Source organism: Spirillospora sp. NPDC029432, from assembly GCF_040703975.1.
In the GTDB taxonomy this organism is placed as follows: Bacteria; Actinomycetota; Actinomycetes; order Streptosporangiales; family Streptosporangiaceae; genus Spirillospora.
Window position 1 is genome coordinate 20,515 of sequence record NZ_JBEZWH010000081.1, and the last position, 13,725, is coordinate 34,239.

Sequence of the window (13,725 nt, forward strand, 5' to 3'; positions counted from 1 at the left end):
TTCGGCTCGCCGCCCTCGTCGGAACGCCCGCCTGTGAGACGGATCACGCGCTCCGGCCCGCCCGTTCCGGCGCCGCGGCCGGGTGCGGCCGTCACCGTTCCTCGGCGGCCAGTTCCAGGAGCTCCTCGGCGTGGGCGCGGCCGAGTTCGGAGTCCTCCAGGCCGGCCAGCATCCGCGACAGCTCGCGGACCCGGCCCTCGCGGTCGAGCGCGGTGACGCCGCTGCGGGTCACGGTGCCGTCGTCGGACTTCTCCACCAGCAGGTGCTGGTCGGCGAACGCCGCGACCTGCGGCAGGTGCGTGACGACGATCACCTGCGCGTTGCGGGCGAGCCGCGCCAGCCGGCGCCCGATCTCGACCGCGGCCTTGCCGCCCACGCCCGCGTCGACCTCGTCGAACACGAACGTCGGCACCGGGTCGGCGCCCGCGAACACCACCTCGATCGCCAGCATCACCCGCGACAGCTCGCCGCCCGAGGCGCCCTTGTGCAGCGGCAGCGGCTGCGCGCCCGGGTGCGGCGCGAGCCGCACCTCGACCTCGTCCGCGCCGTGCGGGCCGTACTCGCCGGTCGGGGTGACCGTCACGTGGACGCGGGCGTGCGGCATCGCGAGCGCGGTGAGCTCCTCGGTCACCGCCGCCGAGAACCGCTCGGCGGTGCTCGTGCGCACCGACGTCAGCTCGGCGGCCTCGGTCGCGAGCCGCTCCGACAGCTCGGCGTGCTCGGCGCGCAGCGCCTCGATCCGGTCGTCGTCGCCCTCCAGCTCGGTGAGCCGCGCGGCCGACGTCCGCGACCACTCGATGACCTCGTCGAGCGTCTGCCCGTACTTGCGGGTGAGCCCGGTCAGCTCGGCGCGCCGCTCCTGGACGACCGCCAGCCGCGCCGGGTCGGCGTCCACCGACTCGGCGTAGGCGGCCAGGTCGGTGGCCACGTCGGAGACCAGGTAGCCGGCCTCGGCGAGCCGGTCGGCCAGCGCCGCCAGCTCCGGGTCGTGGTCGCGCACGGCGTCCAGCGCGTTGCGGGCGGTGCCGAGCAGGCTCACGACGTTGGCCGCCTCGAACGCCGCCGACGGGTCGCCCAGCAGCGACTCGTGCGCGGAGTCGGCGGCGCCGCGCAGCGCGTCGGCGTGCCCGAGCCGCTCCTCCTCGGCCGCCAGCTCGGCGTCCTCGCCCGGCTTCGGATCGACCTTCTCGATCTCCTCCAGGCCGAAGCGCAGCCGCTCGGCCTCCTGCTCGCGCTCGCGCGCCCGGGTCGTCAGCTCCTCCAGCAGCGCGGTGACCTCGCGGTGCCGCCGGAACGTCGCGGTGTACGCGCGCAGCGGCTTGACCAGGGCGTTCCCCGCGTACCTGTCGAGCGCGCCGCGCTGCCGGCCGGCCTGCAGCAGCCGCTGCTGGTCGGACTGCCCGTGCACGGCGACCAGATCGTCGGCCAGGTTGATCAGGAGGCTGACCGGGACGGAGCGGCCGCCCAGATGCGCCCGGGAGCGGCCCTCGGCCGACACCGAGCGGGTGACGATCAGGGCGCCGTCGTCCAGCTCGCCGCCGGCCTCCTCCACCCGCTCGACCACCCGGCCGCCGGGATCGACGATGATCCGGCCCTCGACGGTGGCGCGGCCGGCGCCCGGCCGGACCCGCTGCGGGTCGGCGCGGCCGCCGAACATCAGGCCCAGGCTGGTGACCACCATCGTCTTGCCCGCACCGGTCTCGCCGGTGACGACGTTGAACCCCGGGGACAGATCGAGCACGGCCTCGTCGATCACACCGAGGCCCTGGATCCGCACCTCATCGACCATCGGACGCACCAGCGTCACAACCCCTCGCAATACAGATCCCGGTTTCAGCGCCTCGCTGGTGAGGTTACCGCCCTCGTCCGCCCGGGGCCTCCCCGCCCGGTTCAGGTCCGCCCGTGCCGATCGCATCGTCCCTGGTCACCTCGCCCGCCGTCACCTCACCCGTCGCCTCACCCGCCGTCGCCTCGCATGCCGGGAGCCCGCCGAGGTCCGCCGGCCGGCTCCTGGTCATCTCGCGGCCGGCCGGCTCGTCGTCCGGCGGCCCGGCGGGCGGGCCCGGGGGCAGGGCGGCGGCCGCGGCCTGCCGGGCCCGGCCCCGCCAGCCGGTGACCGGCAGCCCGAACTTGGTCACCAGCCGGTCGGTGAACGGCGTCAGGTGCAGCCGCGCGAGCCGTACCGGAGCGGCGCCCCGGCGTACCTCGACGCGCGCGCCCGGCGGCAGGTCGAGGGTGCGGCGGCCGTCGCACCACAGCACCGCGCGGGCCGTGCCCGGCTGCACCTCGATCGCCACCGCGGACCGCGGCGAGACCACCAGCGGCCTGGAGAACAGCGCGTGCGCGCTGATCGGCACCACCAGCATCGCCTCGACCTCCGGCCACACCACCGGGCCGCCCGCGGAGAACGCGTACGCCGTCGAGCCGGTCGGGGTGGCGCACACGACGCCGTCGCAGCCCCAGTTGGACAGCGGGCGGCCGTCGATCTCGGCGACGACCTCCAGCATCCGCTCGCGCTCGGCCTTCTCCACGCTGGCCTCGTTCAGCGCCCACGTCGTGCCGTCGACGCCGCCGTTGCGGCGCACGACGACGTCGATCGTCATCCGCTCCTCGACGTCGTACCGGCGGCTGACGACGCGGTCGACCGTCGCGGCCAGGTCCTCGCGCTCGGCCTCGGCGAGGAAGCCGACGTGGCCGAGGTTGACGCCGAGCAGCGGGGTGCCGGCCGGGCGCGCCAGGTCGGCGGCGCGCAGCAGCGTGCCGTCGCCGCCGAGCACCATGACGACCTCGGCGTCCGCGGCGGCCTCGGCGGTGCCCGGCCGCACGTCCACGCCCGCGCAGCCGATGTCGGCGGCCTCGCTCTCCAGGACGCGGACCGAGATGCCCGCCGCGCTGAGCCGTTCGATCACCAGTTGCGCGCTGCGCACCGCCTCCGGCCGTCCCGTGTGCGTGACGACCAGCACCGATCTCTCACCCATGCGCACGCTCCGACGCCGTTGCCGCGTTCGCTTCCACTGTGCCTTCCACGTCCGTTCCTACGGCGGGCCGGCCGGAACGGATCACTGCGGACCCTCTGCGACGGCCCGCGCCAGGTCGGCGTCCGCCAGCGGCGGGGCGCCCGCGCGCATCCACAGGAAGTACTCCACGTTGCCCGCCGGGCCCGGCAGCGGGCTCGCGGTGACGCCGAGCACGCCCAGGCCGAGCGTCGCCGCGTGCCCGGCGACGGCCCGTACGGCACCGGCGCGCAGCTCCGGGTCGCGTACCACGCCGCCCGCGCCCACCTGCTCCTTGCCGACCTCGAACTGCGGTTTCACCATGAGCGCGAAGTCGGCCTCGGGCGCGGCGCAGCGCCGCAGCGGTTCCAGGACCAGCCGCAACGAGATGAACGACAGGTCGCCCACCACAAGGTCCGGAGCGGGGGCAGCGGGGACGCCGAGCAGCTCGGGGGTCAGGTCGCGGACGTTGGTCCGTTCGAGCACGGTCACCCGGCCGTCGGTGCGCAGCGACCAGGCGATCTGGCCGCGGCCGACGTCGACCGCGTACACGCGCGCGGCGCCCGCGCGCAGCAGCACGTCGGTGAACCCGCCGGTGGACGCGCCCGCGTCCAGGCAGACCCGGCCCGCCGGGTCGAGCCCGCCGAACGCCTCCAGCGCCCCGGCGAGCTTGTGCGCGCCGCGCGAGACGTACTCGGGCCCGGCGTCGGCGGTGTCGACGAGGATCGCCGCCCCGGTCTCGACCTGCGTCGCGGCCTTGGAGGCCGGCCGGCCGCCGACCCGTACCCGGCCGTCGGCGATCAGCTCGGAGGCGTGCTCCCGCGACCGCGCCAGCTTGCGGCGCACCAGCTCGGCGTCCAGCCGCCGCCGGTTCACCCGCGCCCCCCGGACGCTCCGGGCCACGGGCCCGCGGATTCCGGACGCGCGCCGGGCGGCCCCGGGTGGGGTCCGTGGAGGCCGGGCGGGGCCGGGCGCGGGCCGCCAGGGCCGGGGGTGGCGGGGGCGGCGGGGCTCGCCGGGTGGTCGTCCTGGTCGGCGGACGTCAGGAGGTCCTGCAGGCGCTGGTGGATCTCGCCGAACACCGCCACGTGGCCGGCGACCGGGGTGCCGGCCAGCCCGCCCAGCCGGGCCAGGGCTTCATCGACCCTGGGGTCGCCGGTCGGCTCGGGGCCGGGCGGCGGCCCCGCCTGCGCGGGCGGGGGTGCCGGTCGCGCCGGGTCCTGCGCGGCCTCGTCGGACATCTCGTTCTCCCTCCAGCGGGCCCCGATCGCCCGCCGCGAGTCGCACGGGCCCGGTCAGAACGCTACCGTCCCATCACGACATCGTCGTCGATCGAACGGGGAACGGCCTGACCATGGCGAACGAGGAGGAGTGCCGCGGCGCGCTCGGCCGCATCGCGGAACGCCTGGCGGCGGTGGACGCCGACCGGCTCGCCGAGCATGTGGTGGAACGGACGATCAGCTGCCGGATCCCCGACCTCGGGGTGGCCTACGCGAGCCGGCTGCACGCCGGCGGGCTCGACCCGTTCGAGCGCACCGGCGACGCCAAGGGCGCCCAGGTGCGGCTCACCGTGGCCAGCGACGACCTGGTCGCGCTGGCCGACGACGAGCTGAACCCGGCCAAGGCGTGGGCGTCCGGCCGCCTCAAGATCGAGGCGAGCATCTTCGACCTGCTCCGCCTGCGCAAGCTGCTGTGACGCCCGCCGCCCTCCGCTCGGCGTCCGCTGGCCGGCGTCCGGCGCCCGAGGGCGTCAGCGGCGGCGGTACGCGCGGGGAAGCCGCATGCCGCGCTCGGCCATGACGGCGCGCAGGACGTCCGGGCGGTCGGTGATGATCCCGTCCACGCCGTCGTCGATGAGCTTGCCCATGGTGGGCGCGTCGTCGACGGTCCAGGGGACCACCTTGAGCCGCATCCTGTGCGCGCGCTCGACCATGTCCCCGGTCACGTACGGCCGGTAGCCCGGGTCGGTCACCTTGCCGTTCTGCGGGAACCCGTGGACGGGCGAGAACGCGTCCGCGCCGAACGACTTCACCGCACGCAGCGGGTCGCCGCCGAAGTCGTCGATGTCGATGCCGCCGAGCCAGGGCGAGCGTCCGGGCCGCCCCGTCTGCAGGAAGTCGTAGTTGGTGAGCGCGACGAGCGGCAGCCTGCGCTCGACCTGGCGCATCCGCATCAGCGCGCCCCAGTCGAAGCTCTGGATCGTGACCTGGCGCAGCATCCGCGCGCGCCGCACCTCCTTCGCGGTGACCTGGACGAACCGCTCGCGCGGCGCGGTCTCGTGCGGGGCTCCGGCCTCCACCTTGGTCTCGATGTTGAGCTTCACCCCGTACGCGCGGTACCGGTGCACCAGCGCGAACACCTCACGGAGGAGCGGCATCCTCGCCCCCGGCACGGCCCGCTGCCCCGGGAACTCCGGCAGGGTGCGGGTCCCGCAGTCCATGGTGCGGACCTGCTCGAGCGAGAGCGTGTTGACGTACTTCCCGACGTAGGGGTACTCGGGGTCGCCCGGCACGGCGGGGGCGGTGTCCTGGCACTTGCGGTCGCTGACGCGGCGGTCGTGCGTCACCACCGCGTGGCCGTCCTCGGTGATCTGCACGTCCAGTTCCAGGGTGGTGACCCCGAGTTCCAGCGCGTTCGCGAACGCCGGGATCGTGCTCTCGACCACCAGCCCGAGCCCGCCCCGGTGGGCCTGCAGATCGAAGTCCCGGCCCTCGGCCCGGGCCGGGCCGGCCGTCCCAGCCAGCAGCCCCGCGAGCCCCGCGGTCGCCAGTCCCGCCGCCAACACACGCCTCATGGCACACCTCTCCCGATATTGACTCAGGAGAGGTCATCATCCGCCCGTGACCGTCCGGCGAACGGAGGAAGGCCGTTCAGCCAAGATCGAGGCGCTGGAGCGAGCGTTCGAACGCGTCCGCGTCCGGCACGGACTCGTCCCTCCAGGCGGCGGCGCACAGGACCCTCAGCCCGTCGTAGGCGTCGCCCTCGCCCGTCAGCTCGACCTGCTCGCCGTCCCATTGCGCGGTCCATCCGCCGCACAGGTAGCGGCCCCGCTCCTCGCGCACCTCGGGATGCGGGACGAGCAGGCCCGACAGGTCGGGGGCGATGTAGGCGGGGCGCTGGTGCGGCGGCGCGGTCAGCGCGGTCATCGGCTCGGTGACGCCCGTGAAGACCAGCAGGCTGTCGGAGCCGCCGTTGTACGCGCCCTCGATGTCGGTGTCGAGGCGGTCGCCCACCACCAGCGGGCGGCGCGCCTCCGTGCGGATGATCGACTCGCGGTGCAGGGGGCGTTCGGGCTTGCCGGTGACGATGGGCTCGACTCCGGTGGCGGCGCCGATGACCTTCAGCAGCGAGCCGTTCCCCGGCCTCGGCGGGCCTGCCCCGCCCGGGAGCGTGAGGTCGCCGTTGGAGCCCACGAACAGCGCCCCGTTCCGTACGGCCGCCGCCCCTTCCGCCAGCAGGCCGTACGAGAGCCCCGGGTCGTACCCCTGGACGACCGCCACCGGCTTCTCCGCGGCCGTGGAGACGGGCTTCAGGCCCCTCGTGTAGAGGGCGTGGCGCAGTCCCATGCCCCCGACCACGAGCACCTTCGCGCCTTGGGGGAGGCGTTCGGCCAGCAACCGCGCGGCGGCCTGGGCCGAGGTGACCACGTCCTCCGCCTGCGCCGGGACGCCGACGTCGGTCAGCAGCGCCGCGACCGCCGACGGCGTCCGGGACGCGTTGTTGGTCACGAACGCGAGCCGCTGCCCGGCCGCCCGCGCCTTGGCCAGCGACTCCGCCGCCGCGGGCACCGGCCGGTGGCCGATGTAGACGACACCGTCGAGATCGAGCAGGGCGACGTCGTAGGCCTCGCACAGCGGGCGGTCACAGCTTCTCATCGCCGCCATCGTACGAGAGCGTCACCTCCGGGCATCGAGGGTGGCCCGCACATGGCGCAGCGCCTTGGCGTAGTCCCTGTTCTCGGGGCGCATGGCCGCGGCGAGGGCCAGCGGCTCCACCGCGCCCCGGAAGTCGCCGAGGCGGCTCAGGGACAGCCCGAGCCCGAACAGCGCGTAGTCCTCGGCCGGGTCGATCTCGACGATGTAGCGGAAGTTCTCGGCGGCCTCCCGGAACCGCCGCGCCCCGAACTGCGCCCGTGCCAGCGCCTCCCGGATCGACCGCGACGCCGGCTCGGCGTCGGCCGCCCGCGCCAGCAGCTGCACCGCCGCGGCCGCGCTCCCGCCTTTCAGCAGCTCCAGCCCTCGCGTGTACCACTCGTAGACCCCGCCGTCCGGGCCGGCGGGGTCGGGATGAACGCCGCTCTGGGAATCGTCCGGCCGTCCCGATCCTTGACCATCCATATGGACCTCCCGCGGACGCCGATCACGCCGATCACTTGGACCGTACCCGCCCGCCGCTCCCTCACCCGTGGCTGACTAGCATGCGCACGGTGGAGGCCGATTTCCCGCCCGAGCTCGACCCGGAGGAGTTCAGCGCCCGGATCTTCGGCGCCGGACCCCGCCCGGCCGCCGGCCCCGGGCGCGGCGCGGGGCTCGAGCTGGCGCCGTTCCGAGGGGTCCGGTTCGCCCCGCACATCGATCCCGCCTCGGTCACCAGCCCTCCGTACGACCTGCTGGACCGCGACCAGGTCGAGAGCCTGAAGGCGGGCGGCGGGCACAACATCGTCCGGCTCACCCTCCCGGACGGCTACGGCGACGCCGCCGCCACGTTCCGCCGCTGGCTGGCCGACGGCTCGCTGATCACCGACCCCGCCCCGGCGCTGTACCTGTACGAGACCGAGGGCCAGCGCGGGCTGATCGGGGCCCTCGGCATCCGGGCCGAGGCCGACCAGGTGGTCCTCCCCCACGAGAACGTCTACCCCGGGCCCGTCCGGGACCGCCTCGCCCTCATGGAGGCGACCCGCGCCAACCTGGAGCCCATCTTCCTGATCTACGAGGGCGGCGGCGACACCGCGGAGATCATCGACTCGGCGGCCGAGCGCCCTCCTCTCATGGACTTCCGCGCCGGCGGCCAGCCGCACCGCCTCTGGCGCATCGACGACCCGGCCCTGCACGCCCGGATCGCCGCCGATCTGGCCCCGCGCCAGGCGTTGATCGCCGACGGCCACCACCGCTACGCCACGTACCGCGCCCTCCAGGCCCGCCACCCCGAGAGGACCTGGGACCACGGCCTGGCCCTCCTGGTCGACTCCACCCGGTACCCGCCCCACCTGGGCGCCATCCACCGCGTCCTGCCGGGCCTTCCTCCCTCCACCGCGCTCGCGCGAGCGCGCGAGGCGTTCGACGTGACACCCGTCTCCGGCACGGACGCCCTGCGGGACGTGCCCGGCCCCGCGTTCCTCCTGCCCGCCGCCGACGGCGGCCTGCACCTGCTGACGAACCCCGATCCCGGCCGCCTCGAACGCGCCATGCCCCGCGGCCACTCCGCCCGCTGGCGCGCCCTCGACACCGCGATCCTCGACCACCTCCTCATCAGGGACCTCTGGAAGATCCCGGAGGACGAGCGGAGCGTCGAGGTCGTCCACGACGACCCCGCGGCCGCCATCGCCCGCGCCCGCCGCACCGGCGGCACCGCGGTGATCCTCAACCCGCTGAAGGTCGAGGACGTCCTCGCCGTCGCCGCCGAAGGCGAACGCGTCCCGCGCAAATCCACCTCCTTCGGCCCCAAACCCCGCACCGGCCTAGTGCTGAGACGCTGCTGACCGGCCCCCTCGGCACCGCAGGCCCGCCCGGCCGCCCGCACGCGCCCACCGCGCATGCCGCGGAAGGTCCCGCGCGAACTGTGGATAACCCGGCCGGATGCGAGAGATGATCGTCCGATGGACACCACGATCACGCCGCTCGGCGGGGACGTCTACGAGATCGACACACGGATGGCCGGCTACACGGGCATCACCGCGGGATACCTGATCCTGTCCGACCGTCCGTGCCTGGTGGAGCCGGGCACCGCGGGGTCGGCCCCGGTCGTCCGGAACGCGCTGCGCGAACTGGGCGTCGGGCCCGCCGATCTCGCCACCGTGGTCGTCACGCACATCCACCTCGACCACGCCGGCGGGGTGGGCGACATCGCCGAGATGTTCCCCGAGGCCGAGGTGGTCGTGCACGAGAAGGGGGCGCGGCACCTGGCGTCCCCGGAACGGCTCATGCGCAGCGCGCGCATGGTGTACGGGGACGCCCTCGACACGCTGTTCGGCGAGCTGCGCCCCACTGAGGCGGCGCGGATCCGGGCCGTGGAGGAGACCGGGTCGATCGACCTGGGCGGCGGCCGCCGGCTGGAGTCGTACTACTCCCCCGGGCACGCCAAGCACCACGTGGGCCTGATGGACTCGCAGACCGGCGACCTGTACGTAGGGGACGCCGCCGGCATCTACGTCCCCGAGACCAAGGACGTGCGGCCCGCCACGCCTCCCCCCGACTTCGACCTGGACACGGCACTGGCGTCGCTGCGCAAGTTCCAGGAGCTGGGACCGCAGCGCCTGCTGTTCGCCCACTACGGGCCCGTGGTGGAGGTCTCCGACACGCTGGAGCGGTCCGCCGAGGAGCTGCGGATCTGGGTGGACGCGGTGCGCGACGCCAAGGACGAGGGCCTCGACCTCGACCATGCGGTGGAGATGGTGCGCGACCGTACCAACGAGCGTTACGCGGTGACGCGCGAAGGAGCCGACCCTGAGCTGGCCGCCAAGTACGAGTTGCTCAACGGCGCCGAGAGCAACGTCGCCGGCATCATGCACGCCCTGAACCGGCACGCGTGATGCCCGCGCACTACGTCGGCCCCTCGGGGGCCGCGTCGCCGTGCCGCTGGTGCTCGGGCACCGGGACGCACCCCTCGCACGGGGCGGCCCGGCACCCCCGGCCCCACCCCACGGGCAGGACGTTCCGCCGGACCGGACGCCGGTGGCGCCCCGGCCGCCACTGCGGCTGGGGGCACCGGTGAGCCGACCGGGTCAGCCGCGGAAGGGGCCGGTCACCTCGTACGTGAACCCGTCGGTCCCCCCGATGAACCCGCTCTCGCCTCGCTGGGAGGAGAAGTAGAGGCGCTTGCCGTCAGGGGAGAACGCCGGGCCGGTGATCTCGGACTCATCGTGCCCGAGGACGCGCAGGAACGGCGCGACGGTCCCTTCCGGGGTGATGAGGTTGATCTCCATGTTGTCCCCGTCCTCGGCGATGTAGAGATCACCGGACGCGGTGCCGGTGATGTTGTCCACGCCGGAGAGCGGGGCCTCGCCCCCGGTGACGAGGTCGTCGTCGTAGGCGAGGTCGAGCGTCTCGGCGGCGGCGTCGTACGACCACACCCGGTTGTCGCCCTTGGTGGTGAAGTAGCAGATGCCGCGCGCGTAGTAGCAGCCCTCGCCGCCGTCGAACCGCATGGCCCCGGAGACCTGGTCGCGGGTCGGCGTCGTCCAGATGCGCGGGTTGGGCACCCTGGCCCAGCGCACCGGGCCCGTACCCGTGCCTAGGAGGACCTCAAGGGTGCCTGATGACAGGTCGCCCCAGGTACTAGGGCGGAAACGGTAGAAGCAGCCGTCCGACTGGTCCTCGGTGAGGTAGACGACCTTGCGGTCGGGGTCGCAGGCGGCCGCCTCGTGCTTGAACCGGCCCATGGCGGGACGGGACTGCGCCGCCTTGCCGCCCTGGGGGTACGTCTCGTACACGAGCCCGAAGTCGTGCTCCTCGCAGGAGAGCCACGTGTTCCAGGGTGTGGCGCCGCCCGCGCAGTTGAGCGTGGTCCCGTTCAGGATCCGGTACGCGGAGGCGACCGTACCGTCGGCGCCGAACCGGATCGCGGAGACGCCTCCCACCAGGGGGACCTCGGAGTTGCTCACGTAGATCCAGCCATCGCCGTCCTGGAAGCACGCGCCGCCGTCCGGGGCCGGGTGCCAGGTGTGGCGTGTACCCGCCACCCGCTGCATGGAGCGGGCCACGATCCTGCTGCGGAAGCCCTGAGGGAGCTGCAGGCCGTTGGCGTCGGCGGGCAGGAGCGCCCCATAGGGGCCGGGCCCGGGTTGCGCGGGCCCGGCGAAAGCCTGGTGCCACAACGCGCCCGAGAAGGCGGTGGTGCCACCGGCGATGGCGGTGGCGCGCAGGAACATGCGTCGGTTCAGGGGGGTCGCCATGACGCTCCTCACGAGATCAAGATCGTGAGGGAGTCGATCACGCGGGAATGACTCCCTCACCCCCCGAACGGCACGATCCCGTGAATATCAGCCGAACCGCGACACCCGTCAACCCCGGGCCGCCCGCGTGGACGCGATCTCCCCGGCCGGCGCGGGACGCCGGCCAGGGATGGCGACCCGGTCAGCCGGCGGAGGGACCCTCGCCGTCCTCGTCCGGCCGGTCGTCCGTCTGCGGCTCCAGGAAGACCGCCGGCGCCTCGGGAACGTCGGAGCCCGGACCGGACCCCTGCGACTCCTCGGACGCCTCTGAGGGCCGTTCTGGCGCCGCCTGAGGCTCGTCCGGGGCCGCCTTGAACGCGATGGCGGTCGGATCGGAGCCCTCGTCGGCCTCCGCGGCCTCCTGCACGCCCTCGTCGGCCCCCTGCACGCCCTGCTCCTCGCCGTCGGCCTCGGCCACACCCATGTCGGCGTCGACCTCGTCCGGGACGGCCGCGGCCCCGTCCGCGCTCAGCGCACCGGCACCCTCGTCCTCGCCCTCCTCGGTGTCGAGGATGTCCAGGCCCTCCAGCTCCGCGTACCGCTCGGCCGCGTCGGTCTCCCCGTCGCGGTCGGCCGCCGCCGCCCTGGCGAACCACTCGGCCGCCTCGGTGTCCCGCCCGGCCTCGGCCAGCGCGTCGGCGTACGCGTAGAACAGCCGCGCCGACCACGGGCGGAGCCTGCGGTCCCTGAGTTCCGGCACCTGGAGCGTGACCACGGCCGCGTCGACCTGGCCGAGGTCGCGCCGCGCACCGGACTCCACGATCCGCAGCTCGATGCGGGACGCCTGGTCGAGCTTCTGGGCCTCCGGCGACTTCACCAGGTCCAGCGCGCGCTCGGGGCGCCCCAGACCACGCTCGCAGTCCGCCATGACGGGCAGGTACGCGTCCTCGGCGTTGCTCAGCCGCCGCGCCGCGCGCAGTTCGGCGAGCGCCTCCGCCCACTCACCCGCGTGGTACGCGGCGAGACCCGCCGCCTCCCGCACCAGGCCCACCCGCGACGCCAGCCGGCGCGCGGCCTTGGCGTGCCGGTAGGCGGTCTCGGGCTCGTCCTCCGCCAGCCGCCCCGCCATCACGAGATGGCGCGCGACGCGTCCGGCCAGGTCCCTGGGCAGGGTGCGCAGCTCCTCGCGCGCCTCCACGTCCAGTTCCTCACCGGTCACGTCGTCCGGCAGCAACGGATCGTCGTGCTTGGGCGGCTGCCGCTCCTGGGCCTCCACCTGGTCACGGCGTCCGGAACGGTCACGCGGCCCGTACGAGCGCCCCTGCGGCCTGTCCCGATCACCCGGACGTCCCCGCCCGTCACGACGCGGCCCACCGCCCTGCCGCCGATCGTCACCACGCCCGAACCGCTCCCCCCGCGCGGGACGGTCATCCCGCCGCGGCCGGTCATCCCGCCGCGGCCGGTCGTCCCGAGCAGGACGGTCGTCCCGGCGCGGCCGGTCGTCACGGGCGAATCGATCATCACGACGCGGCCGATCATCACGGCGCGGCCGGTCGTCACGAGCAAAGCGGTCATCCCGCCGCGGCCGGTCGTCGCGACGCGGGCGATCATCCCGCTCGAAGCGATCATCGCGCCCCGGGCGCTCATCACGCTGGGGCCGTCCACCGCCGCCGAAACGGTCGTCCCGCTGCGGACGATCGTCACGACGTGGCCCACGATCATCACGCCGGGGACCGGAGTCGCGACCGAAACGATCGTCCCGGCGCGGACGCTCACCCCGCCCGGGCCCGCCACCGGCGGCGAAGCGGTCGTCCCGGCGCGGCCGGTCATCCCGCTTGAAGCGGTCATCGCGCCCCGGGCGATCATCGCGCTGGGGCCGTCCGCCACGAGCGAACCGATCATCCCGCTGAGGCCGATCGTCACGTCGGGGCCCGCGGTCGTCCCGCCGGGGCCCGGAGTCACGCGAGAAGCGATCGTTCCCCTGAGGGCGATCGTCGCGCTGCGGACGCGGGCGGTCGTCCCTACGGGGGCCACCGCTCGCCCCCTGGGGACGAGATCCGAACCTGCGCCCCTCCTGGGAACCGCCTCCGGGCCGCGAGTCGCGAGAGCCGGCGCCCGGCCCGCGCTTGTCATCAGACCGCTTGAACGGACGTTCTTGACCGCGGTCGTCCCGCTTGCCCTTCCAGCCGCCACCGCTCGAGCCCGGACGCCCTCCGCTGAACGGACGGCCTCGCCCGCCCTCACCGGCCGCGCCTTCAGAACGACCACGCTGCCCCTGCGAGCCGCGGTCCCGAGGGCCACCGCCCTTGCGGAACCCCGAGCCCCCGGAGCCGTTGCGGGCGCCGCCCCCGCGGCGGGGAGGCGTACCGCGCCCCCCGTCATTACCGCGCCGCTCGCGGTTCTCGCCGCTGCGGCCGTCCTCTTCCGCGCTCATCACGTCCGTCACTGTTCTCGGTGGTTTCGTCGACCTGCTCTCACCTATTTTGGCAGGTCCCAGACACGCGTCGAGGGCCGCCCCGTAAACCGGGGCGACCCTCGACCAATATATATGTCCGGCGGTGTCCTACTCTCCCACACAGTCTCCCATGCAGTACCATCGGCGCTGAAGGGCTTAACTTCCGGGTTCGGGATGGGACCGGGTGT

The 13,725-nt window shown here is 74.5% G+C and carries 12 protein-coding genes, 1 rRNA gene and 1 pseudogene; 3 read left to right on the plus strand and 11 right to left on the minus strand.

Annotated features, from left to right (window positions below):
• Positions 1–91: 91 nt before the first annotated feature.
• The 4 genes and pseudogenes from recN to AB0881_RS36725 form a co-directional block, all read right to left on the minus strand.
• A complete protein-coding gene (gene recN, locus AB0881_RS36710; RefSeq protein ID WP_366624734.1) occupies positions 92–1,789 on the minus strand; it encodes a DNA repair protein RecN in 1,698 nt (565 codons plus the stop codon).
• A 304-nt stretch (positions 1,790–2,093) separates the two neighbouring features.
• Positions 2,094–2,978, minus strand: a pseudogene (locus AB0881_RS36715) (NAD kinase); the annotation flags it as partial.
• An 81-nt stretch (positions 2,979–3,059) separates the two neighbouring features.
• A complete protein-coding gene (locus tag AB0881_RS36720) occupies positions 3,060–3,869 on the minus strand; it encodes a TlyA family RNA methyltransferase (protein ID WP_366624735.1) in 810 nt (269 codons plus the stop codon).
• Positions 3,866–4,234, minus strand: a complete 369-nt coding sequence (locus tag AB0881_RS36725; RefSeq protein WP_366624737.1) for a hypothetical protein — start codon at positions 4,232–4,234, stop codon at positions 3,866–3,868. Before AB0881_RS36725 ends, AB0881_RS36720 begins: the two co-directional genes overlap by 4 nt.
• A 113-nt stretch (positions 4,235–4,347) precedes the next feature.
• Between AB0881_RS36725 and AB0881_RS36730 the strand changes: the two genes are divergently transcribed.
• The gene (locus AB0881_RS36730; RefSeq protein WP_366624739.1) at positions 4,348–4,689 is read left to right on the plus strand and encodes an SCP2 sterol-binding domain-containing protein; all 342 of its coding nucleotides are present in this window, start codon (positions 4,348–4,350) and stop codon (positions 4,687–4,689) included.
• Positions 4,690–4,743: 54 nt separating this feature from the next.
• Here the strand turns inward: AB0881_RS36730 and AB0881_RS36735 are convergent, their stop codons facing one another.
• The 3 genes from AB0881_RS36735 to AB0881_RS36745 all read right to left on the minus strand — a co-directional run bounded on the left by AB0881_RS36735 (position 4,744) and on the right by AB0881_RS36745 (position 7,330).
• A complete protein-coding gene (locus tag AB0881_RS36735) occupies positions 4,744–5,787 on the minus strand; it encodes a glycerophosphodiester phosphodiesterase family protein (protein ID WP_366624741.1) in 1,044 nt (347 codons plus the stop codon).
• Between the two features lie 76 nt (positions 5,788–5,863).
• Positions 5,864–6,868: an HAD-IIA family hydrolase gene (locus AB0881_RS36740; RefSeq protein WP_366624742.1), complete on the minus strand. Its 1,005-nt coding sequence runs from the start codon at positions 6,866–6,868 to the stop codon at positions 5,864–5,866.
• 21 nt (positions 6,869–6,889) lie between these two features.
• The gene (locus AB0881_RS36745; protein ID WP_366624744.1) at positions 6,890–7,330 is read right to left on the minus strand and encodes a tetratricopeptide repeat protein; all 441 of its coding nucleotides are present in this window, start codon (positions 7,328–7,330) and stop codon (positions 6,890–6,892) included.
• A gap of 80 nt (positions 7,331–7,410) precedes the next feature.
• On the opposite strand from AB0881_RS36745, the gene AB0881_RS36750 reads away from it, so the two are divergent.
• Both AB0881_RS36750 and AB0881_RS36755 read left to right on the plus strand, forming a co-directional pair.
• The gene (locus AB0881_RS36750) at positions 7,411–8,691 is read left to right on the plus strand and encodes a DUF1015 domain-containing protein (RefSeq protein ID WP_366624746.1); all 1,281 of its coding nucleotides are present in this window, start codon (positions 7,411–7,413) and stop codon (positions 8,689–8,691) included.
• Between the two features lie 117 nt (positions 8,692–8,808).
• Positions 8,809–9,741, plus strand: coding sequence for an MBL fold metallo-hydrolase (locus AB0881_RS36755; protein ID WP_366624748.1), 933 nt, complete (start codon positions 8,809–8,811; stop codon positions 9,739–9,741).
• Positions 9,742–9,933: 192 nt separating this feature from the next.
• Here AB0881_RS36755 and AB0881_RS36760 read toward each other — a convergent pair whose 3' ends face one another.
• The 4 genes from AB0881_RS36760 to rrf all read right to left on the minus strand — a co-directional run.
• Positions 9,934–11,103, minus strand: coding sequence for an alkaline phosphatase PhoX (locus tag AB0881_RS36760; RefSeq protein ID WP_366624750.1), 1,170 nt, complete (start codon positions 11,101–11,103; stop codon positions 9,934–9,936).
• A 181-nt stretch (positions 11,104–11,284) separates the two neighbouring features.
• A complete protein-coding gene (locus AB0881_RS36765; RefSeq protein WP_366624752.1) occupies positions 11,285–12,358 on the minus strand; it encodes a hypothetical protein in 1,074 nt (357 codons plus the stop codon).
• Entirely contained in the window at positions 12,298–13,044 is a 747-nt protein-coding gene (locus AB0881_RS36770) for a hypothetical protein (RefSeq protein WP_366624754.1), read from the minus strand. The genes AB0881_RS36765 and AB0881_RS36770 overlap by 61 nt, the downstream gene beginning before the upstream one ends.
• Before the next feature lie 588 nt (positions 13,045–13,632).
• Positions 13,633–13,725: ribosomal RNA gene (rrf, locus tag AB0881_RS36775) — 5S ribosomal RNA — on the minus strand; the annotation flags it as partial.

Excerpts from the sequence above, each read along its gene's own strand:
- recN (WP_366624734.1), bottom strand. The coding sequence starts at position 1,789 with ATGGTCGATGAGGTGCGGATCCAGGGCCTCGGTGTGATCGACGAGGCC.
- AB0881_RS36725 (WP_366624737.1), bottom strand. The coding sequence starts at position 4,234 with ATGTCCGACGAGGCCGCGCAGGACCCGGCGCGACCGGCACCCCCGCCC.
- AB0881_RS36730 (WP_366624739.1), top strand. The coding sequence starts at position 4,348 with ATGGCGAACGAGGAGGAGTGCCGCGGCGCGCTCGGCCGCATCGCGGAA.
- AB0881_RS36735 (WP_366624741.1), bottom strand. The coding sequence starts at position 5,787 with ATGAGGCGTGTGTTGGCGGCGGGACTGGCGACCGCGGGGCTCGCGGGG.
- AB0881_RS36740 (WP_366624742.1), bottom strand. The coding sequence starts at position 6,868 with ATGAGAAGCTGTGACCGCCCGCTGTGCGAGGCCTACGACGTCGCCCTG.
- AB0881_RS36745 (WP_366624744.1), bottom strand. The coding sequence starts at position 7,330 with ATGGATGGTCAAGGATCGGGACGGCCGGACGATTCCCAGAGCGGCGTT.
- AB0881_RS36750 (WP_366624746.1), top strand. The coding sequence starts at position 7,411 with ATGCGCACGGTGGAGGCCGATTTCCCGCCCGAGCTCGACCCGGAGGAG.
- AB0881_RS36755 (WP_366624748.1), top strand. The coding sequence starts at position 8,809 with ATGGACACCACGATCACGCCGCTCGGCGGGGACGTCTACGAGATCGAC.
- AB0881_RS36760 (WP_366624750.1), bottom strand. The coding sequence starts at position 11,103 with ATGGCGACCCCCCTGAACCGACGCATGTTCCTGCGCGCCACCGCCATC.